This is a genomic window from Litoribrevibacter euphylliae (assembly GCF_042646085.1).
GTDB classification, from domain to species: domain Bacteria; phylum Pseudomonadota; class Gammaproteobacteria; order Pseudomonadales; family Litoribrevibacteraceae; genus Litoribrevibacter; species Litoribrevibacter euphylliae.
Map to the genome: position 1 here is coordinate 130,421 of NZ_JBHRSZ010000005.1, position 26,445 is coordinate 156,865.

Annotated in this window: 24 protein-coding genes; 10 read left to right on the forward strand and 14 right to left on the reverse strand. The window is 46.2% G+C overall.

Features of this window, described 5'->3' with window-relative positions; translation table 11 throughout:
- The first annotated feature begins 46 nt into the window (after nucleotides 1-46).
- From metW to ACFOEK_RS13385, 3 genes are read left to right on the forward strand one after another with little or no spacing between them, the layout of a single operon-like run.
- Nucleotides 47-655, forward strand: a complete 609-nt coding sequence (gene metW / locus ACFOEK_RS13375) for a methionine biosynthesis protein MetW (RefSeq protein ID WP_386721771.1) — start codon at nucleotides 47-49, stop codon at nucleotides 653-655.
- 9 nt (nucleotides 656-664) lie between these two features.
- On the forward strand, nucleotides 665-1,138 hold the full coding sequence (locus ACFOEK_RS13380) for a DUF4426 domain-containing protein (protein WP_386721773.1): 474 nt from the start codon (nucleotides 665-667) through the stop codon (nucleotides 1,136-1,138).
- Between the two features lie 36 nt (nucleotides 1,139-1,174).
- Nucleotides 1,175-1,771 (forward strand): XTP/dITP diphosphatase, encoded by a 597-nt coding sequence (locus tag ACFOEK_RS13385; protein WP_386721775.1) that lies wholly within the window; start codon nucleotides 1,175-1,177, stop codon nucleotides 1,769-1,771.
- An 80-nt stretch (nucleotides 1,772-1,851) separates the two neighbouring features.
- Here the strand turns inward: ACFOEK_RS13385 and ACFOEK_RS13390 are convergent, their stop codons facing one another.
- On the reverse strand, nucleotides 1,852-3,477 hold the full coding sequence (locus ACFOEK_RS13390; protein ID WP_386721777.1) for a methyl-accepting chemotaxis protein: 1,626 nt from the start codon (nucleotides 3,475-3,477) through the stop codon (nucleotides 1,852-1,854).
- A 209-nt stretch (nucleotides 3,478-3,686) separates the two neighbouring features.
- On the opposite strand from ACFOEK_RS13390, the gene hemW reads away from it, so the two are divergent.
- Nucleotides 3,687-4,847: a radical SAM family heme chaperone HemW gene (gene hemW / locus ACFOEK_RS13395; protein ID WP_386721779.1), complete on the forward strand. Its 1,161-nt coding sequence runs from the start codon at nucleotides 3,687-3,689 to the stop codon at nucleotides 4,845-4,847.
- 31 nt (nucleotides 4,848-4,878) lie between these two features.
- On the opposite strand, the gene trmB is transcribed toward hemW, so the two are convergent.
- The 6 genes from trmB to ftsY form a co-directional block, all read right to left on the reverse strand.
- The gene (gene trmB / locus ACFOEK_RS13400) at nucleotides 4,879-5,595 is read right to left on the reverse strand and encodes a tRNA (guanosine(46)-N7)-methyltransferase TrmB (protein ID WP_386721781.1); all 717 of its coding nucleotides are present in this window, start codon (nucleotides 5,593-5,595) and stop codon (nucleotides 4,879-4,881) included.
- Between the two features lie 12 nt (nucleotides 5,596-5,607).
- Nucleotides 5,608-6,006 (reverse strand): DUF423 domain-containing protein, encoded by a 399-nt coding sequence (locus tag ACFOEK_RS13405; RefSeq protein ID WP_386721783.1) that lies wholly within the window; start codon nucleotides 6,004-6,006, stop codon nucleotides 5,608-5,610.
- A 178-nt stretch (nucleotides 6,007-6,184) separates the two neighbouring features.
- A complete protein-coding gene (gene rpoH, locus ACFOEK_RS13410) occupies nucleotides 6,185-7,048 on the reverse strand; it encodes an RNA polymerase sigma factor RpoH (RefSeq protein WP_386721784.1) in 864 nt (287 codons plus the stop codon).
- A gap of 133 nt (nucleotides 7,049-7,181) precedes the next feature.
- Complete coding sequence (ftsX, locus tag ACFOEK_RS13415; RefSeq protein ID WP_386721786.1) at nucleotides 7,182-8,366, reverse strand: permease-like cell division protein FtsX; 1,185 nt, start codon at nucleotides 8,364-8,366, stop codon at nucleotides 7,182-7,184.
- Nucleotides 8,367-8,374: 8 nt separating this feature from the next.
- A complete protein-coding gene (ftsE, locus tag ACFOEK_RS13420; protein WP_386721788.1) occupies nucleotides 8,375-9,034 on the reverse strand; it encodes a cell division ATP-binding protein FtsE in 660 nt (219 codons plus the stop codon).
- Between the two features lie 55 nt (nucleotides 9,035-9,089).
- Entirely contained in the window at nucleotides 9,090-10,370 is a 1,281-nt protein-coding gene (ftsY, locus tag ACFOEK_RS13425) for a signal recognition particle-docking protein FtsY (protein ID WP_386721790.1), read from the reverse strand.
- Nucleotides 10,371-10,702: 332 nt separating this feature from the next.
- Between ftsY and rsmD the strand changes: the two genes are divergently transcribed.
- Nucleotides 10,703-11,347, forward strand: a complete 645-nt coding sequence (rsmD, locus tag ACFOEK_RS13430; protein ID WP_386721792.1) for a 16S rRNA (guanine(966)-N(2))-methyltransferase RsmD — start codon at nucleotides 10,703-10,705, stop codon at nucleotides 11,345-11,347.
- A 46-nt stretch (nucleotides 11,348-11,393) separates the two neighbouring features.
- Here the strand turns inward: rsmD and ACFOEK_RS13435 are convergent, their stop codons facing one another.
- A complete protein-coding gene (locus tag ACFOEK_RS13435) occupies nucleotides 11,394-12,002 on the reverse strand; it encodes a DTW domain-containing protein (RefSeq protein WP_386721794.1) in 609 nt (202 codons plus the stop codon).
- A gap of 216 nt (nucleotides 12,003-12,218) precedes the next feature.
- Between ACFOEK_RS13435 and ACFOEK_RS13440 the strand changes: the two genes are divergently transcribed.
- The 4 genes from ACFOEK_RS13440 (at nucleotide 12,219) to ACFOEK_RS13455 (ending at nucleotide 16,424) form a co-directional block, all read left to right on the forward strand.
- Entirely contained in the window at nucleotides 12,219-13,232 is a 1,014-nt protein-coding gene (locus tag ACFOEK_RS13440) for an amino acid ABC transporter substrate-binding protein (RefSeq protein ID WP_386721795.1), read from the forward strand.
- Between the two features lie 113 nt (nucleotides 13,233-13,345).
- Nucleotides 13,346-14,524, forward strand: a complete 1,179-nt coding sequence (locus ACFOEK_RS13445) for an amino acid ABC transporter permease (RefSeq protein WP_386721796.1) — start codon at nucleotides 13,346-13,348, stop codon at nucleotides 14,522-14,524.
- A 9-nt stretch (nucleotides 14,525-14,533) separates the two neighbouring features.
- Complete coding sequence (locus ACFOEK_RS13450) at nucleotides 14,534-15,613, forward strand: amino acid ABC transporter permease (RefSeq protein ID WP_386721798.1); 1,080 nt, start codon at nucleotides 14,534-14,536, stop codon at nucleotides 15,611-15,613.
- Nucleotides 15,614-15,665: 52 nt separating this feature from the next.
- Complete coding sequence (locus ACFOEK_RS13455) at nucleotides 15,666-16,424, forward strand: amino acid ABC transporter ATP-binding protein (RefSeq protein WP_386721800.1); 759 nt, start codon at nucleotides 15,666-15,668, stop codon at nucleotides 16,422-16,424.
- A gap of 143 nt (nucleotides 16,425-16,567) precedes the next feature.
- On the opposite strand, the gene ACFOEK_RS13460 is transcribed toward ACFOEK_RS13455, so the two are convergent.
- The 6 genes from ACFOEK_RS13460 to ACFOEK_RS13485 form a co-directional block, all read right to left on the reverse strand.
- Nucleotides 16,568-17,293, reverse strand: coding sequence for a substrate-binding periplasmic protein (locus ACFOEK_RS13460; protein ID WP_386721802.1), 726 nt, complete (start codon nucleotides 17,291-17,293; stop codon nucleotides 16,568-16,570).
- A 415-nt stretch (nucleotides 17,294-17,708) separates the two neighbouring features.
- On the reverse strand, nucleotides 17,709-19,973 hold the full coding sequence (parC, locus tag ACFOEK_RS13465; RefSeq protein ID WP_386721804.1) for a DNA topoisomerase IV subunit A: 2,265 nt from the start codon (nucleotides 19,971-19,973) through the stop codon (nucleotides 17,709-17,711).
- Nucleotides 19,974-19,976: 3 nt separating this feature from the next.
- A complete protein-coding gene (locus ACFOEK_RS13470; RefSeq protein WP_386721806.1) occupies nucleotides 19,977-22,439 on the reverse strand; it encodes an efflux RND transporter permease subunit in 2,463 nt (820 codons plus the stop codon).
- 135 nt (nucleotides 22,440-22,574) lie between these two features.
- Nucleotides 22,575-22,832, reverse strand: coding sequence for a hypothetical protein (locus tag ACFOEK_RS13475; protein WP_386721808.1), 258 nt, complete (start codon nucleotides 22,830-22,832; stop codon nucleotides 22,575-22,577).
- An 80-nt stretch (nucleotides 22,833-22,912) separates the two neighbouring features.
- Nucleotides 22,913-24,850: a sensor histidine kinase gene (locus ACFOEK_RS13480; RefSeq protein WP_386721810.1), complete on the reverse strand. Its 1,938-nt coding sequence runs from the start codon at nucleotides 24,848-24,850 to the stop codon at nucleotides 22,913-22,915.
- Between the two features lie 123 nt (nucleotides 24,851-24,973).
- A complete protein-coding gene (locus ACFOEK_RS13485; protein ID WP_386721811.1) occupies nucleotides 24,974-25,375 on the reverse strand; it encodes a response regulator in 402 nt (133 codons plus the stop codon).
- A gap of 145 nt (nucleotides 25,376-25,520) precedes the next feature.
- Between ACFOEK_RS13485 and ACFOEK_RS13490 the strand changes: the two genes are divergently transcribed.
- Nucleotides 25,521-26,399 carry a PhnD/SsuA/transferrin family substrate-binding protein gene (locus ACFOEK_RS13490; protein ID WP_386721813.1) on the forward strand — a complete coding sequence of 293 codons (879 nt, stop codon included), beginning with the start codon at nucleotides 25,521-25,523 and terminating at the stop codon, nucleotides 26,397-26,399.
- Nucleotides 26,400-26,445 lie beyond the last annotated feature (46 nt).

Consider the following 26,445-nt stretch of genomic DNA (forward strand, 5'->3'; position numbering starts at 1 on the left):
AACGACTCAATCTACGTCTTTACCTTTGAACCAATAGAGAAATCATATGAGTGACTCTCAGTTAAGAGCGGATCTGGACATCATCGCTAACTGGATCAAACCCAAGCAACAAGTCTTAGACTTGGGTTGTGGGTCTGGTCTGTTATTAGATCATTTGATTAAGTCCAAAGACATCACCGGCTATGGCTTGGAGATCGAAGAAGATGCAATCACTGAGTGTATTCTCAAAGGCATCAATGTCATCGAGCAAGACCTTGATAAAGGATTGGATAACTTCGAAGATCACAGTGTCGATACGGTTGTTATGACCCAAGCACTGCAAGCAGTGAAACGCCCGGATCTGCTGCTGGATGAAATGCTCAGAGTCGCCAACGAGGCTATCATTACCTTCCCTAACTTCGGTCATTGGAGCTGCCGTTTTTACCTGTTATTCAAAGGCAGAATGCCAATGTCAGAAGCGCTGCCATTCAGCTGGTACGACACACCAAATATTCACTTATGTACGTTCAAAGATTTTGAAGCCCTCTGCTATGATAAAGGAATCAAAGTCATTAATCGTACCGTGGTAGATAACGAACTCAAAGACAGTTGGGCGGTTCGGCTCTGGCCAAACATGCTCGGTCAGGTAGCCATCTACCACATAACCAAGCGTTAGGAGATCATCATGGACAAGCGCCCCACTCGTTTCAGCAAGCCAGTTAGCTTGATTCAATACCTGACCTTTTTCTTTGCTCTGATTACAGCGTCTGTCAGCTGGGCAGAACAAAAACAAGTGTTTGGCGATTACGAAGTACACTACAGCGCATTTAACAGCGCATTTCTGCAACCTAAAATTGCAGAAAGCTATGGTATTCAACGCTCGAAATATCGAGGCGTGGTCAACATCACGGTATTGAAAAAAGGTGCCGATGGCAGTACCACTCCGGTTCGCGCCTTCATCAAAGGTAAGGTCAAAAACCTGATCGAGCAAACCAACAACCTGAACTTTCGCCCGATCATAGAAAGCGACGCAATCTACCATATTGCCGAGTTCAAAATCTCGACCGAAGATACCTTGACCTTTAATTTGGACGTTCAACCAGACCCGAACAAACCTGCCTTAGTTGTCTCATTCAGGCAAGCAGTTTATCCAGAGTAAGCTTATCCGGCCAGGATCAATAGGAACACGTACAGCATGACCAAACAGATTGTTTTAGCCAGTAACAACCAGGGAAAAATCAAAGAACTGAGCCGTATCCTGGCCGAGCTCGACATCGAGATTCTCCCTATGAGTGCCTTCGACCTGCCTTCACCAGAAGAAACCGGCACCACCTTTGTGGAAAATGCCATTCTTAAGGCTCGCTACGTTTCAGAAAAAACAGGATTACCGGCCCTGGCCGACGACTCAGGTTTATCTGTAGATGCACTTGATGGTGCTCCTGGCGTCTATTCAGCCCGCTATGCCGGAGAGAATGCAACCGATACGGATAATAATCAGAAACTGCTTGCTGAGATGACCAACCAAAATAACCGGTCGGCACATTTTCATTGTGTTTTAGCCTTCTTCCGCAGCACCAGCGACCCGACACCGATTATCTGTGACGGCACCTGGCACGGAAACATCTTAGAAGCACCTCAAGGTGAAAACGGCTTTGGTTATGACCCGCTATTCTGGGTGCCAGAAACCAACACCAGTTCTGCAGAATTGTCTCCAGAACAAAAGAACAAACTCAGTCATCGAGCCAAAGCTCTGGCAGAATTTAAAGAGAAGCTAGCTCAATTCCAAGCCTGACGCCTTCGAAAGAACTCTGTAATACGCAAAAAAGCCTGCAGTCACGCAGGCTTTTTTCTGCTCAACGGAGTGAACTAGCGTCACTGCTCAAAAAACTCAACACAACGTTCTAACTGGGTTTTCTGATACTTATCCAGTTCACAGAATCTAAGCCCATAATTGTGGCGATCACCATCATCACCGGCTTCGCGCACCACTTTAGCTCTGATACTTAACGGCTCTTGATCTTGATAATCACTCAGGTCTTTGGTTGGCATCCTTAGCTGCAGTGCGATCTCTTTATCGGTATCAATAATAATGGGCAACGAGATTCGCATGCCCGAAAGACTGATATCCAAACAAAAACCATCAAACCAATTTTTACCATCTTTAATACTCACCAACAGATTACTGTTCGCCCGTGGATGATTGCGGCGATCGTCATGAACCGATTTACTATCTCCCGAAGACAAATGAGAAAAGGTAAACCCTTTCAACATGGCAGACATATCTTCCGTCAGACGATATAAAGACTCACTGATGTTCGCAGTATTGGTCACTTTAACGGTGTTTTTTTCTAAACCATACAGTAACTGATCCATCGCACTTTCCAACTCACTGAACGTTTTAAGTTGGCGATCACAATTGACTTCAATCTCTTCAGCATTGGATGCCGAGGTCTCGGCTCCGGTTTCCATTACGGCAATTTTCTGAACGGTTTCTTCGGCTTGGTCGCTGTTCTTTTTAACGCGTTTAACCACTCGCGCCATAGTCTTAGTAACATCTCCCACATGCTCAGAGAAATGCTCGATAATTTCATTAATTTCACCGGATGAACTGGTGGTCTTCTCTGCCAACGCACGAACCTCATCTGCGACCACTGCGAAACCTCGACCTTGCTCACCCGCACGCGCGGCTTCAATCGCCGCATTCAATGCCAGCAAGTTGGTTTGTTCGGCAATCTCACGAATGCTGCCTACAATCTGAGAGATCTTGTCCGCCGATTTATTGAGCTCTTCCACTTTGCTCGAAGCGTCTTCAATTTGACCACTGACCTCTGCCAGATCATTAATGTTCTTTCTCAGATCGCGCATTCCAACAACCGCTGAGTTCTTACCTTCGTCCGACATTTCACGAGATTGCACCGCCAAGGACATCACTTGATCAGAGATCTGATGCATATCGCGAATGACATTCGAAACGTGTTGAAAGTCCTGATTCTCATCTTGCCCAATTGAGGCAATTTCTTGGGACACTAAAGAAATTTGATAAGCCGACTGCTTCATGTAAGCGGAACCGGAATCCACCTTGGAAAGAACACTGTTCAACTGAAACAACATCTCATTAAATTGTTTTACCAGAGTACCAATCTCATCCTCTGTTTTACTTTCAATGGTTTGCGTTAAATCGCCTTTACCAACCGCTTTCAGACTCTTGATCAATTCTAACAACGGGCGAACAAAGATACTCGCCACCAGTCCAATTACTGCAAACTGAATTGCGAATTCAATGCCGGATTCCCAAATAGAATTAAAGATATAGGTTTCTTTTTGAGCAACCAAGGCATCAATTAAATCTTGAGGTGCTAAGAATTCTTCTGCGGTATTAATCGCTTTATTTAACTCTAAAGTGGCCATCCAGCGATTGAAGATAGTGGTCAGCATCGTAACCACAAAAAAACCTAGTTGTAGTTTCCAACGAATGCTAAGGCGGGTATACCATTTCATATTATTATCCGACTGCTGAAATAATTGTTAGAATTGCAGATCTGTTTGGTTTACACGTTTGCTTCCATATTCAATATCCATTCACTGGAATACAAACACACTCCAGTAACCCTTATCGGCAAACCCAGTTAAATCTTAACCAACGACTATAAAGATCCATTGATATCAACGTTTCATGTCTGATCCCTTGTTATGAGAATATCCATCCAATGAGCACACCTCTTCCACCTCTAAGCCTCTATATTCATACCCCTTGGTGTATCAGGAAGTGCCCTTACTGTGACTTCAACTCTCATCAGATGGATCCAAAGAAGCTACCAGAAGCGGAATATCTGGCGCGTTTGTTAAAGGATCTACAAGAAGATAGCCAATGGACTTTCAATCGGCCAGTGAAGAGCATCTTTATCGGAGGCGGAACGCCGAGCTTGTTATCAGGTGACTTCTATCAAGCACTGCTCGACGGCATCCGTTCAATCGTGACGCTTTCAGAAGACATAGAAATCACCATGGAAGCCAACCCTGGTGCGGTAGAAGCAGATCGTTTCAAGGCATATCGAGCCGCCGGAATTAATCGCCTTTCGGTGGGCGTGCAAAGCTTTCAAGATGACAAACTCACGCAGCTGGGTCGAATTCATTCTTCACATAACGCCCTCGCCGCCATCGAGACATTAATAAACGCCGGCTTTGATAATTTTAATATCGACCTGATGCACGGGCTTCCCGGACAATCCATTGACGATGCATTGTTTGATCTCAATACTGCCATCAGTCTCAATCCAACACACTTATCATGGTATCAATTGACCATCGAACCCAACACTGAGTTCTACAGTCAACCACCGGCTCTACCGGAAGAAGACATTCTCTGTGACATCATAGACGCCGGACAAGAGAGAATTCGTGAAGCGGGCTTTGCCCAATACGAAGTATCCGCTTACGCCAAACCAAATCATCAAAGCCAACACAATATGAATTACTGGACGTTTGGCGATTACTTAGCCATCGGAGCCGGTGCCCATGGCAAAATCACCCAGCCAGACGGTCAGATCTTCCGCTACCGTAAAGTGCGTCAGCCTAACCACTATTTGGATAACAACAGACTGTCGACAACGGCGGCCATTGAGCCCATTGAAACGGACGATTTACCGTTAGAGTTTTTAATGAACACACTGCGACTCACCCAAGGGTTTTCTACCGAACTGTATTCCCAAACGACAGGACAAACGCTGGATACAATTCAACCTAAAGTCGAGCAAGCAATTCAGGAGCAACTACTGGAGCGTATTATTGTAGAGGGAACAGATTACATTCGCCCGACGCATAAGGGCCGAGTCTATTTGAATGAACTGTTAGAACGTTTCCTGAGCTAGCCAGCCCAGGAAACAAGATATCAAGAAAGGATCAATCGATACGTTCGAACATCAAATCCCAAACGCCATGCCCTAAACGTTCGCCACGCTGTTCAAACTTAGTCAGTGGACGAGTGTCAGGACGCGGAACATACTGCCCGTCAGCGGCCACATTCTTATACCCTGGCGCTTCAGACATCACTTCCATCATTTGTTCAGCATAATGCTCCCAATCCGTCGCCATGTGCCAAACACCGCCTTTTTTAAGTTTACGTCGAACCATCTCGACAAACTCAGGCTGTACGATTCGACGCTTATGATGACGTTTCTTATGCCAAGGATCAGGGAAGAACAGCTGCATACGATCAATAGACTCATCGGCAATACAGTCCGAAAAAACTTCAACGGCATCATGGCAATAGGCTCGAAGATTGGTTAGCCCTAAGCTCACCACGTTATTAATTAACCGACCCACACCCGGCTCATGCACTTCGATGCCAATGAAATCTTTCTCTGGCTCTCGCTGTGCCATCTCGACTAACGAATCACCATTTCCGAAGCCTACTTCCACAACCAAAGGCGCTTCACGACCAAACACCTGAGCCAAATCCAATTGGCCTTGCTCATGTGTTAGCCCGAGCTGTTGCCAATGCTCATCCATCGCACGCTGCTGGCTTTCCGTCATACGACCTGTGCGTTTAACAAAACTACGAATGGTTCTCTTTCGTTGCTGACCTGCGTCCGGGTTTTGTTCTATAGAATCCGACATTTTAACTACCTATTATGTTTTCGTTCTTTCAGACCCTTCGGCCTGCAATGCCAACAGTTTACGACCTGCTATCGCTAACATCAGCCAGCCAAGTAGCAGACTTACGCCACCAACGGGAGTAATCATCCCCAATGTTTTCAAACCTGTCATTGTAAGTAAGTACAAACTTCCAGAAAACAGTACAACACCAACAGCCAGCGCCACAGCACTTCGTTTCAACCAAGGGTTCTCTGGATCGAACACGGATAACGCGGAAACCACCAGCCACAAAATGGAATGGGTCAAATGATACAGAACACCGGTTTGGTATACCGCCATCATATCTGGCGATAACACCGTTTTTAATCCATGAGCCCCAAACGCGCCTAAGGCAACGGCTAGAAATCCACTAATGGCTGCAAGTGTTAACACTAGCGTTTGTCCTTATATTTCGTCAGTAAACTGGTCGGGCATTATAGAGTGATTCACCCAGATATAAAGCACTGCTCAAGAAAAATACTGGCTCACTAGTGTTAGAGATACACGAAAATAAGATATAAAAAAACCGTTCTGAGTTTCCCCAGAACGGTTTTTTATTAGCCGTTAAAACTTAAGCGACGTCTTCTTCAATCGCAGCTTTCAGTTTCTTCATCGCATTCTTTTCTAGCTGACGAATACGCTCTGCAGAAACCGAATATTTATCAGCCAAATCATGAAGTGTGGCTTTCTCTTCTTTCAACCAACGCTGCATCAAAATGTCTTGGCTACGTTCATCCAGATCGGCCAACGCCTCCTGTAGACGAGAATTAGAATTCTCAGTCCAGTCAGAGTGCTCAAGCAAAGTCGCAGGGTCTGCACTCTTATCTTCAAGATAATACACAGGTGCGTTTGGTGCAGACTCATCATCGGCATCCACCGGTGCATCGAAAGAAGTATCAACAGAAGCCAAACGACCTTCCATCTCACGAACCACTCGCGGTTCCACACCCAAATCTTCAGCAACCTTGTGTACTTCGTCGTTAGTAAACCAAGACAAAGACTTCTTAGCACTGCGAAGATTGAAGAACATTTTGCGTTGCGCTTTGGTGGTCGCAATTTTAACAATACGCCAGTTCTTCAAAATAAATTCGTGAATTTCGGCTTTAATCCAGTGCACCGCAAAAGAAACCAAGCGAACACCAACCGTTGGATCAAAACGTTTTACCGCCTTCATCAGACCCACATTACCTTCTTGGATTAGGTCAGCCTGAGATAAGCCATAACCAGAGTAACTTTTTGCAATATGAACCACAAAACGAAGGTGCGACATAACCAATTGACGGGCCGCTTCAAGATCGTTTTGATAATGCAAACGTTCCGCTAGTTCTCGCTCTTCTTCTACAGTCAATACGGGAATAGCGCTCACCGATGAAAGATAGGCTTCCAGGTTAGCGCCCGGGGTAGTCATATCTACGGCTTGTAACTGTTTACTCATAATCTTCCTGCTTCCAATTTAACCTGTTCGTTGGACTACACGCTCTAGGGAAAGTTCCATCATCCAGCGCCCAACCGACCATCAAATATAATGGATTTGTTATTTGTTTCAAGGGGCAACGATAGACTAAAGGCTATTCGGGCTCGATTTCATCAAGATGCCGATAAACAGCCAGCCAAGCACCCACTACAGCCAACACTATGGCACAAAAATATAGCCAAAAGATGTCAGTCATCCCCAAATAATTAATCGCCACATCCGAGGAATACAAAGACAATAGACGACTTACATAGGGCGACAACCAAAAACCAACCAACCACAAACACAGCGTGGCAAGGGTTGCACCAACGACACCATACCAGAAGCCACTATAGAGAAAAGGCAGCCTAATGAAACTATCTGTTCCACCAACCAACTTAATCACAATAATTTCCTGACGGCGATTTTCAATCTCCAGACGGATACTGTTACTGATTGCCAACACCGCCCCCAACGCCAGCAGTACACCAATAATCAGAGCAAAGCGTTCGGCCAGGCCAACATAATTAACCAATCGTTCAACCCACTGCATGTCGTAATTAACATCATCAATGCCTTGCATCGCACTTAGTTCTCGAACCAAGTCACTGATTTCAATTTGATAACCTTCATTGCTCCTATCAATATTCGGAACAACTTCAATCACCGCAGGCAACGGATTGCTATCAAACAGACTTAATAATTCAGCGCCCGCCAGCCCTTTGAACTCTTCCAGACCTTCATCCGGAGAGATTAAGCGGGTTTTATCCACCGCCGCTAAGCCTTGAACCTGATGAGTCAGCTTTAATTGCTGAGCGTCTGACATGCCAGGCGAAAGATAGGCAGAGAGCGAGGTCTGATCCTGCCAATCGGAGGACAGCTGTTGAAGATTCGAAACCACCAATAACAGCAACATCGGCAAGCTCATCGAAATCGCCACAAGTGCTGCAGTCATCGCCGTTGCCAGACGAGCATCATTTAACCGATGCCAGCTAGAGCGCATACAATCGCGATGATATTGAATTAAAGACCCAAATGATGAAGGCTTCTTAGCGGAACGCCGAGTGGTTTCATTACTGGCATTATTCGCCACGGGCGCTTTTGCTGCAGGTTTTGCTGGGCGAGATGCAGTCTGACGCGTTGCACCCTTCACAGCGGAAGCTGAAGTGACTGAAGCACCGCTTTTAACGGCGCCTTTAACCTGAGCAGGTTTGCCTTGAGTATCTTTAGAACGAGCACCTTTGACGGTTGCCCCTTTCACCGCTTTTCGACTGTCAGCTTTATCCTTCTTACCAAACATAATCGCTCCTAACCAAAGCTGACTAGCTGACCATCGGCTAAGGTCATTACGGGTAATGCCATCGACTGAATCAACTCATGATCGTGACTGGCGATAAGCACGGTCACACCCACCTGCTGAAAGTCGCGAAATAAATTCATGATTTCCTGAGACAGTTCCGGATCAAGGTTTCCGGTCGGTTCATCAGCCAACAATAAGGCAGGCTTGTTCACTACGGCACGAGCAATACCAACACGCTGTTGTTCACCCGTAGACAAAGACACAGGATTGGATTTTTCTTTGTGCAGTAAACCGACTTTATCCAACGCCGCTCGAACTCGTTTGCCAATCTCAACTTCTGACTGGCCACTGATTCTCATTGGCAAGGCCACATTTTCAAAGACGGTACGATCAAACAATAATTGATGATTTTGAAAGACCACACCAATATGGCGACGATAGAAAGGAATATCTTTCTTATGAAGTTGCGTAAGGTTTTGCCCCGCCACCTGAACTCGACCTGAGGTCGGCGTTTCCATACGCATGATCAGTTTTAACAAGGTACTCTTACCGGCACCAGAGTGGCCGGTGAGAAATACCATCTGACCTCGATCAACCTGAAACGAAACATTAGCCAGCGCTTCCTGACCCGTTTCGTAGCGTTTCGTCACTTGTTCAAAGGTGATCATAGGTTATCAGACCCCAGCATCCTGAATAGGGTTTAAGAGTTTTAAGACTAAGGAATTAAATTTCCAAATCTTCAAATAAAGCTTCAACAAAGTCTTCTGAGCGGAACGGACGTAAATCGTCAATTTGCTCACCCACACCGATAAAGCGAATAGGTAGGCCAAGCTGTTTGGCAATGGCGAAGATCACACCACCCTTGGCGGTTCCATCCAATTTGGTTAAGGCCACGCCTGTCACACCAACGGCCTTACGGAAATGCTCCGCCTGGCTCAATGCATTTTGCCCGGTCGCTGCATCCAACACCAACAACACTTCATGAGGCGCGCTTACGTCCAGTTTCTGCATAACACGGACAACTTTGGACAGTTCTTCCATTAAGTTGCTCTTGTTATGAAGACGGCCTGCGGTATCCGCGATAATAATGTCTGTACCACGAGCTTTCGCCGCTTCAACCGCATCAAAAATAACAGACGCACTGTCGGCACCGGTATGCTGTGCAATCACAGGTACATCGTTGCGCTCACCCCACACTTGCAGCTGTTCAACCGCTGCCGCACGGAAAGTATCACCTGCCGCGAGCATCACACTCTTGCCTTGCTGCTGATAAAACTTCGCCATCTTACCAATGGTGGTGGTTTTACCTACACCATTGACACCAACCACCAACAATACAAAGGGGCCATTCTGAGGCTTAGTAACAGTCAGAGCATCCTGACAAGGCTCTAAGATATTCTCTAACTCTTGTTTTAAAGAACGAACCAAGGCATGACCGTCCGCCATTTCCTGACGTTCAACGCGCTGCTCCAGGTTGTCGATCACTTGACGAGTCGCTTCAACACCAACGTCCGCCATCACCAACTGCATTTCTAATTCTTCAAACAGCTCATCATCAATCTCACGACGACCAAGAAGCAGCGTACCAATACCGCTCGACATGGCCTTGCGCGTTTTCGACAAACCTGACTTCATGCGTTTAAAGAAACGCCCTTTCTCTTCGCCTTCATCCAACGGAGCGACCGTTTGGTCATGCTGCGCTGAATCTTGTTCAGGAGATACCGCATTTTGCTCTACTGAAACGGTACTTGGCGAGACAGCGGGCTGATTCGGAGATACCACCTCAGCAGTAGCCTCTGGTGTTTCAACCGGAGTAGCAGGGACAGCACCTTCAGTTGGCTCTTGATGCTGCGTTGAATACGGTTCAGAAGGTGAATATTCGGGAGCGGGTTGCGCCGACTCTTGGATATCCTGCGGCTGAGATTGTGCTTCTGTGGAATCTGCTTTTTTATTGGACTTCTTGAAACGGCTGAAAAAGCCTTTTTTGGGTTGCTGTTCGCTCATTCAATTCTTCTCAATCTAGCCTCACCACGCACCAGCACAGCGAGAACAAAAACAAGGTGCTTATCCTAACACGACCAGACCATTATGTAATATCATTAAGCAGTCGCTTAAAGTGAACTTGATGAATATCAATGGATACAGCATGTCCGATCAATGGCCTGTAGAACCGCCGGAACGTAGCAAATCAATCTTCCGACCTACGAAGAAACAGCGATGGTTGATCATTATTATCTTGATCCCGTTAATCTGGTTTCTTCATACCCTGTGATCCATACATTTATGTCATCGCACAATTCAGCAATCAATCCAATGACTCCGAACACGGCTTTATAATGACTCGTCGACGTACACCTGCTTCCAAACATGCCCATAAAAGCTCTGCCAGAAACACCAAAGGCCCAGAGAAAGCCGTAAGTTCTCAATTACGCATCATTGGCGGTGAATGGCGTAGTCGGAAATTAGCATTTTTCCCGGCAGAGGGATTGAGGCCAACCCTGGATCGGGTACGAGAAACGGCATTTAACTGGCTCGCCCCCTATATGGAAGGCGCAGACTGTCTGGACTTATTCGCTGGCAGCGGCGCACTTACCTTTGAAGCGCTATCCCGTGGCGCGAAATCGGTTCACATCAACGAACTGAATCCTCAGGTCAAGAGCACCCTTCAATCTCAACTTGAACTACTTCGCTGCGATCCTGCACGCTATCAATTAACAGGGTTCAAAGGCGAAACCGTAGATGAAAGTTCCTTCCCTATGCAGTTTGATATTCTTTTCCTCGATCCACCGTTTAGGAAAGAACTCTTAGAAAACTGTTGCCAAGCGCTAGAACAACTCGACATATTCAAACCTCAGTGCCATATCTATATCGAGTCAGAAATTCCTCTGGAGCAATTAAACCTGCCCACCAACTGGAAGCTGATCAAACAGAAAAAAGCAGGCCAAACACATTACGGTCTGGCTGAACGAATTGCCATTTAGAGAATTCATGACTTGCTCATTTCAATACGCCCCATTCCAGCACTAATTAATGAGAAGGGTCGTTATCGTCGCGTTGAAACAACTCGAAGTAATTCAACATTTGTTCGGCGATGGCCGTTTCCCCAAGCAGGTGTGTCACAAACGCCACTGTCTCTATGGTAGAGCAGCCGGTCGTTGCTTGATTCTTTCGCAAGCGATACTGAAAGTCGGCGAGTTCTGGCACCGCTTGTTTTTGCTCAATTGGAAGCGACCATACATCCAATGACTGCAACCACGAAGACTGGCGATACATTTTGCGAGCTTGCTGCCAGGTTGCATCTAAAATCATCAGCGGTCGATTAGACCACTCGCCCAAATAGCTATCAGAGCAAATGGCTGATTCCACGGCAAAGTGTTTCGGAAACAACAACACAGGCTGTTGACCATCCAAGGCCGCCTGCGTTGCCATCTCTTGCTGGGCCCGTCTATCCCAGTACACCCTGCGAACCTTAGCCCCCAACAATCGTTGTACGTGAAAACCACTGTTATTTCTCTTATTTGCTTCATTAGGATGCATCAACAAGCGCCAGTGCATCCCTGTAACGCAACTGGGCCGTTGAGCACAAATACAATGGCTCACCAATAACCGACAATCTGGACAATAATGTAATGACATAGATTCTTGAACTGAACTTTAGGCAAGATAGACCTTGCCTTTCGCTTTGAAAAAACTACATTATATTGAATAAGCGCTATATATAAGGCGAAAATTCTAAACAAAAATGGTTTAGAACTAATAATAATTAAATTTGGTTCTTTTTTTGCTAACTAAATGGTCAAACAAGAACTTTACTCAACTCAGTGGGAAAGACCTAAAACAGGGAGACACATTGTGAAAAAACTTCTTTCAACTGCTATCGTATCAACCTCACTGGTTCTGGCGGCCTCCGCCCAAGCCGGTACTCTGGAAGACGTAAAAGCGAAGAAATTTATCAACTGTGGCGTGAGTACTGGATTACCAGGATTCTCAGTTACCAATGATAAAGGTGAGTGGAAAGGTATCGATGTTGATACTTGTCGTGCAGTTGCAGCCGCAGTATTTGGTGATGCTAACAAAGTAAAATACGTTCCTCTAACTGCAAAAGAGCGTTTTACAGCATTGCAATCTGGTGAAGTAGATATTCTAAGCCGTAACACAACTTGGACTCTAACCCGTGATGCAGGTCTGGGCCTTAACTTTGCTGGCGTAAACTATTACGACGGTCAGGGCTTCATGGTAAGTAAAAAAATCGGTGTAAAAAGTGCACTTGAGTTAGACGGTGCAACTGTATGTGTTCAAGCAGGTACAACCACCGAACTGAACCTTGCGGACTACTTCCGTGCCAACAAGATGTCGTACAAGCCAATTACGTTTGATACCTCTGACCAAACCTCTACTGCATTTGAGAACGGCCGTTGTGACGTGCTGACCAGTGACCAATCTCAACTGTATGCAATCCGCAGTAAACTGAAGAACCCAAGTGATGCAATGGTACTTCCTGAGGTTATCTCTAAAGAACCTCTAGGCCCTGTCGTTCGTCAAGGTGACGACGAGTGGTTCAACATTGCTAAGTGGTCACTTAATGCCATGATCAACGCTGAAGAGCTAGGTATTACTCAAGCAAACGCAGATGACATGACTAAGTCTACTAACCCTAACGTACAACGCCTGCTGGGTGTAACCGGTGAGCTAGGTTCTAAACTGAACCTTAGCAACGACTGGGCGTACAACGTTGTGAAACAAGTAGGTAACTACGGTGAAGTATTTGAGCGCAACGTAGGTACTGGTTCGCCACTTAAGATTCAACGCGGCATTAACGCATTGTGGAACAAGGGCGGCTTCCTATACGCTCCTCCAGTTCGCTAAAGTATGCTAAATCGGGCTCCAGATGGGGCCCGTTTTCATTTCTAGCGAACAGTAAAATCCTTGAGCCTTCTGTAAAGAGCTCAGAAAATCAAACAGTTATCATGTAATTTCATATGAAAACCCCAAATCAAGATCCATCAGGCAAAATATGGAATGACCCCGTCTTTCGAGGCCGCGTTTTCCAAGGTGTTGTACTTACAGCACTGATTGCATTTTTTGCCTTCATTGTTAATAACACTCTGCACAACCTGGAAGTCCGTGGTATTTCCACCGGTTTTGCATTTTTAAATCAAGAAGCCGGGTTTGGCATCATTCAATCATTGATTGAATACAACGAAACTCACACCTATGGACGAACCTTCGTCGTTGGTATTTTAAACACCTTATTGGTTTCGTTATTAGGTATTGCCTTTGCGACCCTATTAGGTTTCCTGGTCGGTATCGGACGATTATCTACGAACTGGCTTATTTCAAGACTGGCAGCTATCTATATTGAGACATTTCGAAATATTCCACTGCTGCTTCAAATTTTCTTCTGGTACTTCGCGGTACTCGGGGTTATGCCGCACCCTAGACAAAGCATTTCTTGGGGAGAAGCCATCTTCCTGAACGTACGTGGTTTATATATTCCAGATCCGCAGTTTAGTGAAGGGATTGGCCTGGTTATTGGTAGCATCGTGCTCACTTTGATTGGTGTTTGGTTCTTAAAGCGCTGGGCTCATAAACGCCAAGACGACACCGGCCAACAATTCCCGGTACTTTATACCGCAATTGCCCTATTAATTGTCATTCCTGGTCTCACCTACCTAATCTCAGGTACCACCATGACTTGGGAATACCCTGCTCTGAAAGGATTTAACTTTAAGGGCGGCATTACCATTCTTCCTGAATTTACAGCACTCTTGTTAGCACTGACGATTTATACTGCGGCGTTTATCGCTGAGATTGTTCGTGCCGGTATTCAGTCTGTACCTAAAGGTCAGCTTGAAGCCTCTCGTGCTTTGGGCTTGAAGAACAGCCAAATGCTTCGTTTGGTCGTTATTCCACAGGCGATGCGCGTCATCATCCCGCCATTGACCAGCCAATACTTAAATCTGATGAAAAACTCATCACTGGCAACGGCCATTGGTTATCCGGATTTGGTATCCATCTTCGCAGGTACGACATTGAATCAGTCAGGACAGGCCATTGAAATTATCTTCATGGTTATGGCCGTATATTTAACCATCAGCTTGGCTATTTCCCTCGTTATGAACATATATAACAAGCGCATGGCGCTGGTTGAGCGATAGGAGGAGACTATGTTAGAACCGATACATTCTCCCCCGTTCACCAAGCACCCACTGCGTTGGCTACAAATCAATCTATTTTCCAATTGGTTTAACAGTCTGTTAACCATCTTGGTTATTTATACCTTGTTTACGTTCGTACCCGGTGCGATAGATTGGGTGTTCCTAAGTGCCGACTGGAGTGGCAGCACAAGTGCAGACTGCTCTAAAGAAGGCGCGTGTTGGGTCTTCATTGATGCCCGTATGAATCAATTCATGTACGGTTTCTATCCAGGTGAAGAACAATGGCGTGTTGATCTTGCTTTTGTGTTTTTGATCGCTCTGGTTATCCCGTTATTTATTGAACGAGTGCCAAGAAAAGGTTGGATTGTTGGTTTCATTCTGATCGGTTATCCAATCATTGCCAACTGGCTGTTCGCTGGTGATATTTTCGGTTTAGCTCAAGTCGATACTGAGCAATGGGGCGGCTTAATGCTGACATTGGTGATCGCCACTGTGGGGATCATTGCATCCTTGCCTATCGGTATCTTATTGGCACTGGGTCGCCGTTCTGAAATGCCGATCATCCGTTGGATATGCATTTCCTTCATTGAAGTCATGCGTGGCGTACCACTCATTACCATCCTATTCATGGCGTCGGTGATGCTGCCGTTGTTCATGCCAGAAGGTGTGACGTTCGACAAGCTGGTGCGAGCAATGATTGGTATTACGCTATTCCAGTCCGCCTATATGGCAGAAGTGATTCGAGGCGGCTTGCAGGCCATCCCGAAAGGCCAATATGAAGCGGCGGATGCGTTAGGCTTGAACTACTTCCAGAAAATGGCGCTGGTCATTCTTCCTCAAGCGTTGAAACTTGTGATCCCAGGTATCGTGAACACCTTTATTGCCTTGTTTAAAGATACCAGTCTGATTTTGATCATTGGCCTATTCGAACTGTCCGGCATCATGAAAGCAGCATTGAACGATCCAGAATGGCCTGGTTTTGCAACCGAAGGCTATCTGTTTGCAGCATTAATTTACTGGATTTTCTGTTTCAGCATGTCTCGCTACAGTATGCATTTAGAGAACAAACTGCATACCGGACATAAGTAAACAGCGGCACAAAGACAGCCACTCAGATAAAGAATATTGAGAGAAAAAGACTATGGCTCAGCCACATCTACAAGACGAAATTATTATTAAGTTAAACAACGTCAACAAATGGTATGACGACTTCCACGTACTAAGAGACATCAATCTTGAAGTGCGTAAGGGCGAGCGAATCGTCATCTGCGGCCCATCGGGTTCCGGGAAATCGACAATGATTCGCTGCCTTAACCGGTTGGAAGCACACCAAAAAGGCGACATCATTATCCAAGGCACACCGCTAACCAGTGACGTTCGCAATATCGAAACCATCCGTAAGGATGTGGGCATGGTGTTCCAGCACTTCAATCTGTTTCCGCATCTAACGGTTCTGGACAACTGTTGTCTGGCCCCTCAATGGGTGAAGAAAGTTCCACGTAAAGAAGCTGAAAAAACAGCAATGATGTTCCTTGAGCGCGTTAAGATTCCTGATCAAGCCTTGAAATATCCAGGTCAGTTATCCGGTGGTCAACAACAGCGTGTGGCGATTGCACGAAGCTTGTGTATGAACCCTAACATCATGCTGTTCGATGAACCAACCTCTGCTCTTGATCCGGAAATGATCAAAGAAGTACTGGACGTAATGGTCGAGCTGGCAGAAGAAGGCATGACTATGTTGTGTGTTACCCACGAAATGGGCTTCGCTAAGAAAGTTGCTGACCGAGTGATTTTCATGGATGCCGGTGAAATTATCGAACAAAATGAACCGCATGCGTTCTTCGACAATCCTCAATCCGAGCGTACCCAGCTGTTCTTGAGCCAGATTCTACACAACTAGGATCCAATCTTTAGAACAATGAAAAAAGCCTCTGGCTTGCATGAGCCAGAGGCTTTTTTATGCCTGTCAGTATCTCGGCCATTCCGTAAGCAATGTTTCTCATGCCCAAAATAATCAGAAATCCCGACGTAAGAGATACAAGACTATTGCTGGGTAAAAGCTGGGGCAGTCGTTTCATTATACAAAGCAGGTAAAACGATATCGTATTTTTCTAACAAAGCTCGATAACGCTCTGTTTTCTTATATTGTGCTAGGTAATCATCCAGATGCGCCTGAATTCCATCAATTTTATCCGATGGCTGAGGTGACAGTGCAAACCACAATTCATCCCGTTTTATGCACTCACCAATAGCCAGTGACTGAACACCATACCGCTTCTGATAGAAAATCACGGAGTTTGCCGTAAAAATGAAGGCATTCGCTCGTTTGGCTTCTAGCAATTGAATTGCTCGAGGAATGTATCGCTCGTCATAAATTAATTCAAAATAATGATCACTCGTGATCGGTACAGCCCCAGAAGCAAAGAACGACGCATATGAATGATCTCGATAAATAACAAAGGGCTGTCTAACCAGGTTTTCTACGCCATCAAAATGCCAGCCTGAATTCCTTAGCGTCCAAAAACAGTGTGTTTGATAAGATAACGGTTCTGAGTGGTAACGTAATTCCGGTGCCTCATCTTTGGACGGCGAAAGCAACGCATCCGTCTCACCCACTTTCACTCGATAAATCGCCCGACTCCAAGGGACGTACTCAAACTCCAGATCAAAGTCTGAATGTTTGAAAACATCATTCGCCATTTCAACCATATATCCGGGCTTATCAGGCGTCTGGGGACAAATCTGAGGGCACCAATCAATAGCAGACACGTGTATCACTTGCCTGGAAGAGCGTTGGTCTGCCGACGCGGATTGATGAAAACAAGCATGCGCTAACAAGATTAAGACGCTTTTAAACACTGATACTATGAAAAGCCTCATCGCAAGTTACTACCATTCAATCAGTACACTGAACATTCATCTTATATTTATGTTATTCCCCACTATTCAACTTAGACCATTACTATCAATAAGCCGATTTAGGCGTGTGGTTATTCACAAAGAAAAGAGCTATGAAGAAAATAATTATCAAGAGTAATGGAATGAACAGAAATGGGATTGAAATTAAAAAGTAGGGGACGTTCAAAAGAGCGCTCTTAGATGGAAATAACCGTTGCTACGGCTATTCCCACTTAAGTGACATGCAAAGAAGGTGACTCGAATAGAAATCGACCACTAAGGAAGGTTAATCAGAACTCGGCTTCAGCACCTCAACACCATCGACCTTCTGGAAGCCTCTTGGCAGTTTATTTCCGCGACGTCCGCGTTCACCACGATAATGTTCCAGATCGTCCGGCTTCAAGGTCAAAGTACGTTTACCCGATTGCACCACCAGAGAATCAGTTTCATCAACAACCGCTAATGCCACCAGCAACTCTTCACGATCTTTCGCGCGCGCCGAAGGGATGTTAATAATCTTATTGCCCTTACCTTTACTCAGCACAGGAAGATCCGCCAAAGGGAAGACCAGTAGGCGCCCTTCATTTGAGACCGCGACTAACAAACCTTGCTCGGGCGAATCCACTTCCTGCACAGGCAACACCTGTGCATTTTCAGGCAAGCTAATGGCGGCTTTACCCGATTTATTCTTGGTAAACAGATCGCCCAGCTTGGTCACAAAGCCATACCCTGCATCAGAGGCCATTAGCAGCATCTGATCATCATTGCCCATGTAAGCGGTGGCAATGGAGCTGGAGGCATCGAGGTTAATGCGCCCAGTGATGGGTTCACCTTGACCACGAGCTGACGGTAAGGTGTGAGCAGGAATCGAATAGGCCCGACCTGTTGAAGCAATCAAGGTAACTTGTTGATTACTCTTACCGCATACCGACAACGCATAGCCATCACCGGACTTATAGTTCAGCCCTTCCGCATCAACATCGTGGCCTTTCGCGGCTCGAATCCAGCCTTTTTTCGATAGAACCACGGTCACCGGGTCAGACGTTGCCAAATCCGCTTCGGTCATAGCTTTCGCTTCGGTACGCGCAACAATCGGAGAACGACGATCATCGCCATAAGTTTCAGCGTCCGCTAGCAGTTCTTTCTTGATGAGGTTACGCATACGCGCCGGAGATTTCAGAATCTTCTCCAACATCTCACGCTCAGCACTTAATTCATCTTGCTCGCCTCGGATCTTCATCTCTTCCAATTTCGCAAGATGACGAAGTTTCAATTCCAGAATCGCTTCAGCCTGAATATCACTAATACCGAAACGTTCCATCAGTACCGGTTTAGGTTTATCTTCGGTACGAATGATTTCAATCACTTCATCAATATTAAGAAAAGCAACAAGTAAGCCTTCCAAAATATGAAGACGCTTTTTGACTTTATCGAGGCGGAATTCAATACGACGAGTAACCGTCTGACGGCGATACTCCAGCCACTCAGTAAGAATTTCCTGAATATTACGAACTTTCGGCAGGCCATCCAGCCCCACCATATTGAGGTTAACCCGGTAGCTCTTCTCAAGATCCGTCGTCGCAAACAAGTGCGCCATCAATTGCTCAACATCCACTCGATTGGAACGAGGCACAATCACCAAGCGAGTCGGGTTCTCATGATCCGATTCATCACGTAAGTCCGCAACCAAGGGTAATTTTTTGGCCTGCATTTGCGATGCAATTTGCTCAAGTACCTTCGCGCCTGATGCTTGATGCGGTAACGCCGTTACTACCACATCGCCATCTTCAATCAAATAGGTCGCGCGCATTTTGACGGAACCACGCCCTTGCTCATACAGCTTTATGATGTCTTCACGAGGCGTAATGATTTCCGCATCGGTCGGGTAATCCGGCCCCTGAATAATGTCACAGACCTGCTCAACGGTCAGATTTGGCTCATCCAGTAAACGAATACAGGCACTGGTCACTTCTCTAAGATTGTGCGGAGGAATATCGGTAGCCATGCCCACCGCAATACCGGTTGAGCCATTCAATAGGACATTGGGTAAACGCGACGGCAATAACGAAGGTTCTTCCAGCGTGCCATCAAAGTTCGGCACCATATCGACAGTGCCCTGACCTAATTCAGACAACAACACCTCGGCGTATTTTGCTAACTTCGCCTCGGTATAACGCATGGCTGCAAAGGATTTAGGATCATCCGCCGAGCCCCAGTTACCCTGACCATCCACCAGCGGATAGCGATAACTGAACGACTGTGCCATCAACACCATCGCTTCATAACAAGCACTGTCCCCGTGAGGATGGAACTTACCCAGCACATCACCCACGGTTCTCGCAGATTTCTTATACTTGGCGGTGGCTTTCAGTCCTAATTCGGACATGGCATAGATAATTCTGCGCTGCACCGGCTTCAAACCATCACCAATGTGTGGCAAAGCCCGGTCGAGAATTACATACATGGAATAATCAAGATACGCCTTCTCTGTATATTCACTTAAAGAGAAGCGTTCGATACCGTCTTCGGTATAGCTGGTCTGATCCGTCATGAACTACCTTGTTTTTTCTTTCTGGACGTGACCTTGCGTCACGCGGCTGGCCATCATAGTGCGGAGCTCGTTGTCATGAGACTTGAAGTCTCGGTCATCACCACGAGACTCGTCGAGCAACCCACTCGATGATACCTGTTCAGTGTGTGACTGATAGTACGACATCTTATCGAACAGTAACAGTAGAGCAGGTAAGAAAAGGAAATCCACCACCAAGGCCAGCGCCAAAGTCAACGCCATCAAGGTTCCTGTTGCCACGCTCGGCGTGAAATGGGAGAACATCATCACCGAAAAGCCAGCCACCAACGTGATTGTGGTAATAAGCAGCGCAACAGCCACCGTTCGAAAAGCGTATCGAATCGCTTCCGGCGCACTCATGCCGTGTTCCCGCCGAGCCCTTAGATACTTACTCATAAAGTGCACCGTATCATCGACCACCACGCCCAAACTGATACACATCACCACAGCCACAGAGGTATCAATGTATCCTTCTGTCATACCCCAAATGCCATAAGCCAACGCTGCGGGAGCGATGTTAGGAACCAAACTTAACAGCCCGAGCTTGACCGAACGTAGTGAAATCATCAGCACCACACAAATCACCAGCATCGCCATCATAGTACCGATCACCAGACTCACCACGTTGCGATGCACAATATGCGCGAAAATCACCGCATAACTGGTGCCTTCGGTCTCAACCAATTGAGGCGCATGCTCCGCAAGCCATAAACGGGCATTCTGCTCGATGGCAATGATCTGTTCTGAATCCATTTTCTTAAGGGTCACCCCCACTCTGGTGGCGGAACGATCCAAATCGATCGTATCCTCTAAGCCTAACCCCATCGGTAAAGACAACTCATAGAGCAACAGCTGCTGCGCAATCAACTCTCGGGACTGCGGAATTCGATACGCATCACTCTGTCCTTGATTTAAATCCCGGTTCAGTCGCTTCACCGTATCGGACACAGTATAAACATTGGCGACGCCAGGTTGTGCTCGTAACCAATCGCTAAAATCAGCCAAGGTCTGCATATACTCTGGTTCATAGATACCATCTGCCACCCCTGTTTCCATACTGAATTCCATCAAGTTGTTACCACTGATGGTTTCATTGATACGCTCAACGGCTTGGCGAATTTCAAAGGTGTGATCGAAGAACTCATGCCAGCTTTCACTGAGCTTATTAAACGACACGCTGTAACACAGAACCAACACCACACAACCACAACCAACAAACCAGGCTTTCGGATAGCGAATTACGCGTTCAGCCAGCGCTAACAGAGCCCGTTGCAAGCCGCCAACGGATTGTTGAGAGTCAGAGGAATGGTTGGACGGTTCCGGTAACCAGAACAACAAAGCTGGCGTTAAGGTCATCGACAACAACCACGCCATAAATACACCCACCGCGATCATATTGCCCAAATCCTGATACGGCGGAGAATCACTGGTATTCAAGCAAAGCACGCCGATAATGGTGGTCAAGCTGGTGACAAACACCGGCCCTAAGTTAATACGAAAGCTCTCGCGAATGGCCTGCCGTTTCTTTTTTCCCTCTCCGAGCTGTTGGAAGTAACTCACCAGTAAATGGACGGAATCGGCAATCGCCAGCGTCATGATGGCCGTTAATACGAACCCCGCCACAGGCGCCAAAGTGGTGCCTAACCAACCAAAAAAGCCTAACGTACCCAACGAAGACATCGAAATAATGCCCAAAGAAATCATCATGCCGAACACACTGCGCAGTAACAGCCACAAGATCGCCAAGAGCATGAGATAACTGACAATGGCCAAGGAACCAAGATCCTGAGCTACCGCCTCCTGCATGGTGACATTTGACGCGACTGATCCAGCCAATAAGAAACGCACATCCGGGTAGGCAGTTCGATACTCTGCCATTAACGCTCGGGCCTGAGCTAAACTTTCTTGTCCTGCCGCAATACGCCCCTCTCCGTCATCGGGCAAGGCCAACCGCAATTGAATCAACGCGGCCTGACCATCCTCGCTGATCACATTGCTTTTTAAGGCCGGCTCCGAACGTGCAATGGCTTGAATTTTTTGCAATTGTTCTGACGACAACGACGGCGCATCTTCCACCAAAAAGTTGACCCACAGCTCATCGCCCTCAACATCTGTATGCTGATAATTGGTTAACGAAGACACTCGAATCACATGCGCTAAGGTCCAAGCCTCTTCGGTTAACTTTTCTATAATGGGTAAACGGTCGGACGAAAAAAATGAAGAGCCTTCGGATTCGATGTAAATCCACAAGTTATCCATTTTGGAAAACTGAGCTTCCAAAGCATCGAAGGTTTTCAACTGGGGGTTATCATCACTGAAATAGACACGAAAGTCAGAACTCAGTCCTAAGCGAGTCATCCCGGATGCCAACAGCAGGCTCAGCGCCAAACACATAAACACCACACTTCGAGAGTGCGTCTCTAGAAAGCAAAGATAACGACTAAACATGCCTGACTCTGGTCCGTATTTTTCCAGACATCAGCCCCAAGAAACGAGTGCTCCTGATGAATGACGCCTTACTGTTATTTTTATCGTTATTGAGTGCTATTAAATAGTAAAGGCCAACCTCAAACGGATTAATGATTAATCCGAAGATCCGGTCCCAAAAATAGCATCTAGATGATCTAAAATTTGATTTTCACCCTGCTGAAAACCGTCATCTAAACTGGCTTCTAATTCGCCAAGATCAAAACCGCCCAACCCCGCCAAATACCCAATTTTTCTGAGTAGACGCTCCAAAACGAGTTGCTGGTCAGCGTTGTACTTATTTGTGACTTCGTTGATGGTTTCAACGGCCAATTCAACGATGGCATCCACCTCTTGCTTTGCATCCTGATGCATACACACCTCCTGCCCAACCGGCATTTGAGACGAGGAATACTATCAGTATACGACATAGATGAACGGACACCACTTTCGTGCTATGCCATGGCCGTTGGTATCACGTCCTCCGAGAGCGGTAAACGCACCTTAAATTGGGTTTTACCCGCCTCACTTTCGAAGGTGATTTCACCCTGATGTTTCTCAATGATCCGTTTACAAATGCCTAAGCCCATACCGCTGCCTTCACCCGCAGCTTTGGTAGTAAAGAAGGATTCCCACACGCGGTGAGTTAAATGCTCAGGAATGCCCGGCCCGTCATCAGTAATGGTCACGACGATAGCGGTTTGCTGCCCTTTACGCTCGGTATAGGTTTCAATTTCAATGACACCCTTATTATCCATGGCTTGCAAGGCATTATGAATGAGGTTGGTCCACACCTGATTCAACTCATCCGAGTAACATTTAAGCTGAGGTAAGTCTTCAAACTTGCGCACCACTTCGCAGCCCTGTTTGAACAGCCCACGATAAAGCTCCAACACTGTATCCAAACCTTGATTGATGTCGGTCAGCACCTTTTCGCCACTGCTCTCTCTGTGGGAAAAATGCTTTAACGCAAACACCACTTTTGAAGCCCGCGCCGTGGCCGAATCAATGGTGCTTAAACTCGAATGTATACTGAATAATTGATAGGCACTGCGCACCAAATCCAACGCATCGTGAGTTTCCAGATAAGGCATCAAGGCATCCAATGAATCACTTAAGCCCATCTCAGCAAACAGCAAGGCGATTTCTTCCGCCCACTTGACGCTGTGTTCTTCGAGACGACGCTCCATCGCACGACGAATCTTACGCTCTTCACGGGTTGTCATCGCTACTTGCACTTTGGCATTTCTTAAGAGCTCCGCAAAAAACGCTTGATCCTCTTCTGTCGTCGAATTTACCAACTGCGCCAGATTACGAATGAAATTGGCATAGCCTTTCTCAGCGTTTTCCGAAGAAGCCTGAATCGCCCCCAGCGGCGTGTTAATTTCATGAGCGATGCTGGCAATCAACAACCCCAGCGCCGCCATTTTCTCAGAATGCACCAGCTGCTGTTGACTGTCTGCCAACTCCCGCGTGCGTTCTTCTACACGTCTTTCCAAGGTTAAACTGTATTCTTCCAATTGCTCATAATAGCGTCTCAGCCGCCCCGCCATTTCAATGAAGCTGTCAGACAACACACCCACTTCATCTTCTTTACCCTTGGGCAATTGAGAACCAATGGAAAAATCACCATCCGCAATCTGCTTTGCATAATGCGTCAAACGAATCAGTGGAGCACTCAAACGCTGAGATAACTGGGCAATCACCAAGTACGTCGCCAACATAAGTGTTAAAACAATCGCCAAGGTTTTATAAGTATTGGTTCGAATGTTGTTTTCAATTTCAGCTTGGGAATAACGAATTTCATCATTTAATTGCTGCAAGGAAAAACTCAACACCATGGTTCCCCAACGTTGCGTACCTACTGTGATAGGCAGGTAGTAATCCAACCAATGAGTGGTGTCTTTGATCTGAGTCTTTGCCAATATTTCTTCCACAGAGGAAGACAGAGGAAAACCGTCCAAAATCACTTGCTGATGAAACTGAGAGTCTGGTGCTTGATAGGCTTTTTGCTGTAAGGATTGATCTGTCGTGTGAAGCACTACGTTATTATCGCGGTTGACCAGTACCACTAGTTCCAAGTCGGGATGACTGTGCACCAGTTGCGACAATTCGCTGGCCAAGTAATAGAGATTGTAGGAAGCAATTTCATCTTCAGTCTGACGCTTTAATTGATGCGAAAGGGCTAAGCCCCGACGCTGCAGATTTTCTTGCATCAACAAGACGCGCTTTGATAACTCCGCTTCCAGTAATTTTTTCTGACTGGTAATTTGAAGAATAGCCAGAAGCGTCGAAACCGCCAAAACCAAAAACACCATAGCCAAAGAGAAACGCTTTCGAATGCCGTTTCGTATTCTTAAGTCTGGTGTGTCAGTGACAGTCGTTCGCTCCATGCGATCAGAGATTCCTGCTGGGAAATGTGTCTTTGTTGGATTTACTCTTGTTCGATAACCCTACTTTGAACCCTAGTTATAACTTGGTTACGCCTTGTAGGTCAAAAAAGAGCCTCCCCATTATCAGGAGATTTGCTCCATTTTTGCCTGTTCAATGGTCTCGGCTAACTCCTGAATGGTCCAGGGTTTAGCAAAGCACTCAGCTAAGTTGCCGTATTGCTTAGTGCGCTCAATTGCAGATTGATCTGCCTGACCGGTCAGCATAATTTTAATAATATCAGGATACACCTTATGAAGATCAATCAAGAACTGATCACCTTTGACTTCCGGCATTAACCAATCAGAAATGACCACATCGACCTTGTGCCCATCCGAAAACAACTCATCGATGATTTCCCACGCCTCTTCAGCACTTTCAGCAATCTCATAGGCGTATTGATCACCATAATGCCGTTTAAGTTGGGCACGTAAACTCATCAGAATGGTTCTGTCGTCATCTACACACAATATGTAATCTTTCACCATTCAATAACCACCTTTTAAATCCAGCCCAATTGTAGGATAGTCTATACTCGTTCGAGATATTTTGTCTTTTTCTGTAGGAAAAGGGCTTAAAACACAACTAGTTATCGGAAGTAATATAAAAAACTTGCGGGAATATCAACTTTTCATGCGTTCATTTGCAAACCAAATAAAGTACCGCTTACTGTGTATGAGTATGTTACTCATCACCAGCGTGCCGACGTTTGCAGAAAAGTTGACCTCCATTTACTTCTATAATCCGGAAATTAACGTCAGCCGTAACTCAACATTAAAGCAAAAACTCGATAACTTTTTGGCGCAACAAGGCAGCTATCAATTTCAACCCGTCACCGACCGTAAAATTTTTTCCCAGCTCATTGAAACACAACCCCAAGCTGTTTTTATCATGTCCAGCTGGTTCTATCAGACCTTAACTAATAAATCCGATTTGACCGCCCGTCTGGTCGGTGTAAAGAACAACACACCATTCTTTAAAAAGCTATTAGTAATTCATCAAGATCATAATCAAAGCAATGCCGCGAATCTGATTATTGCGTCTACCGGCGCACCGTCGTACAGCAGCTCAGTATTGCAAAACATACTCAAAACCTCCTCTTCTGCCAGCCCTGATATCCTTAAGTCATCACAAATTCTGCACGTTCCGAAGGATCTCGACGCGCTGTTATCTGTGGGCTTTGGGATGGCGCAGGCAGCTCTGAGTACCGAAGACAGTCTGAATCAGTTGAAACGTTTCTACAGCAACCAACATCAGAAATTAAAGATTCTCGGTAGCAGTACGCCTCTCATGCGTGCCCTAGTGGTAACGCCCAGAGAAGCATCAGAGCAGGTGGATCAATTAATAGAAAAACTGGAACACATGGAACAACACCAGGCAGGAAAGATATCGCTTTCTTTGATTGGCCTGGATCGCTGGATGCAATTTAAAGACGCCGTTTCCCTGACACAGCCAGTACAACAGGTAACACCTAGGGTGATAGGGAAGTCGCAAGGAGGCAGGAAGCCATGATATCACTATGCCGAACCGCAATAGCGCGGACATTCGTGATAGCAAA

What these genes read in the sequence shown, in the direction of transcription:
- metW (WP_386721771.1), top strand. Translation starts at nt 47, where the DNA reads ATGAGTGACTCTCAGTTAAGAGCGGATCTGGACATCATCGCTAACTGG.
- ACFOEK_RS13380 (WP_386721773.1), top strand. Translation starts at nt 665, where the DNA reads ATGGACAAGCGCCCCACTCGTTTCAGCAAGCCAGTTAGCTTGATTCAA.
- ACFOEK_RS13385 (WP_386721775.1), top strand. Translation starts at nt 1,175, where the DNA reads ATGACCAAACAGATTGTTTTAGCCAGTAACAACCAGGGAAAAATCAAA.
- ACFOEK_RS13390 (WP_386721777.1), bottom strand. Translation starts at nt 3,477, where the DNA reads ATGAAATGGTATACCCGCCTTAGCATTCGTTGGAAACTACAACTAGGT.
- hemW (WP_386721779.1), top strand. Translation starts at nt 3,687, where the DNA reads ATGAGCACACCTCTTCCACCTCTAAGCCTCTATATTCATACCCCTTGG.
- trmB (WP_386721781.1), bottom strand. Translation starts at nt 5,595, where the DNA reads ATGTCGGATTCTATAGAACAAAACCCGGACGCAGGTCAGCAACGAAAG.
- rpoH (WP_386721784.1), bottom strand. Translation starts at nt 7,048, where the DNA reads ATGAGTAAACAGTTACAAGCCGTAGATATGACTACCCCGGGCGCTAAC.
- ftsX (WP_386721786.1), bottom strand. Translation starts at nt 8,366, where the DNA reads ATGTTTGGTAAGAAGGATAAAGCTGACAGTCGAAAAGCGGTGAAAGGG.
- ftsE (WP_386721788.1), bottom strand. Translation starts at nt 9,034, where the DNA reads ATGATCACCTTTGAACAAGTGACGAAACGCTACGAAACGGGTCAGGAA.
- ftsY (WP_386721790.1), bottom strand. Translation starts at nt 10,370, where the DNA reads ATGAGCGAACAGCAACCCAAAAAAGGCTTTTTCAGCCGTTTCAAGAAG.
- rsmD (WP_386721792.1), top strand. Translation starts at nt 10,703, where the DNA reads ATGACTCGTCGACGTACACCTGCTTCCAAACATGCCCATAAAAGCTCT.
- ACFOEK_RS13435 (WP_386721794.1), bottom strand. Translation starts at nt 12,002, where the DNA reads ATGTCATTACATTATTGTCCAGATTGTCGGTTATTGGTGAGCCATTGT.
- ACFOEK_RS13445 (WP_386721796.1), top strand. Translation starts at nt 13,346, where the DNA reads ATGAAAACCCCAAATCAAGATCCATCAGGCAAAATATGGAATGACCCC.
- ACFOEK_RS13450 (WP_386721798.1), top strand. Translation starts at nt 14,534, where the DNA reads ATGTTAGAACCGATACATTCTCCCCCGTTCACCAAGCACCCACTGCGT.
- ACFOEK_RS13455 (WP_386721800.1), top strand. Translation starts at nt 15,666, where the DNA reads ATGGCTCAGCCACATCTACAAGACGAAATTATTATTAAGTTAAACAAC.
- parC (WP_386721804.1), bottom strand. Translation starts at nt 19,973, where the DNA reads ATGACGGATCAGACCAGCTATACCGAAGACGGTATCGAACGCTTCTCT.
- ACFOEK_RS13470 (WP_386721806.1), bottom strand. Translation starts at nt 22,439, where the DNA reads ATGTTTAGTCGTTATCTTTGCTTTCTAGAGACGCACTCTCGAAGTGTG.
- ACFOEK_RS13475 (WP_386721808.1), bottom strand. Translation starts at nt 22,832, where the DNA reads ATGCATCAGGATGCAAAGCAAGAGGTGGATGCCATCGTTGAATTGGCC.
- ACFOEK_RS13480 (WP_386721810.1), bottom strand. Translation starts at nt 24,850, where the DNA reads ATGGAGCGAACGACTGTCACTGACACACCAGACTTAAGAATACGAAAC.
- ACFOEK_RS13485 (WP_386721811.1), bottom strand. Translation starts at nt 25,375, where the DNA reads ATGGTGAAAGATTACATATTGTGTGTAGATGACGACAGAACCATTCTG.
- ACFOEK_RS13490 (WP_386721813.1), top strand. Translation starts at nt 25,521, where the DNA reads ATGCGTTCATTTGCAAACCAAATAAAGTACCGCTTACTGTGTATGAGT.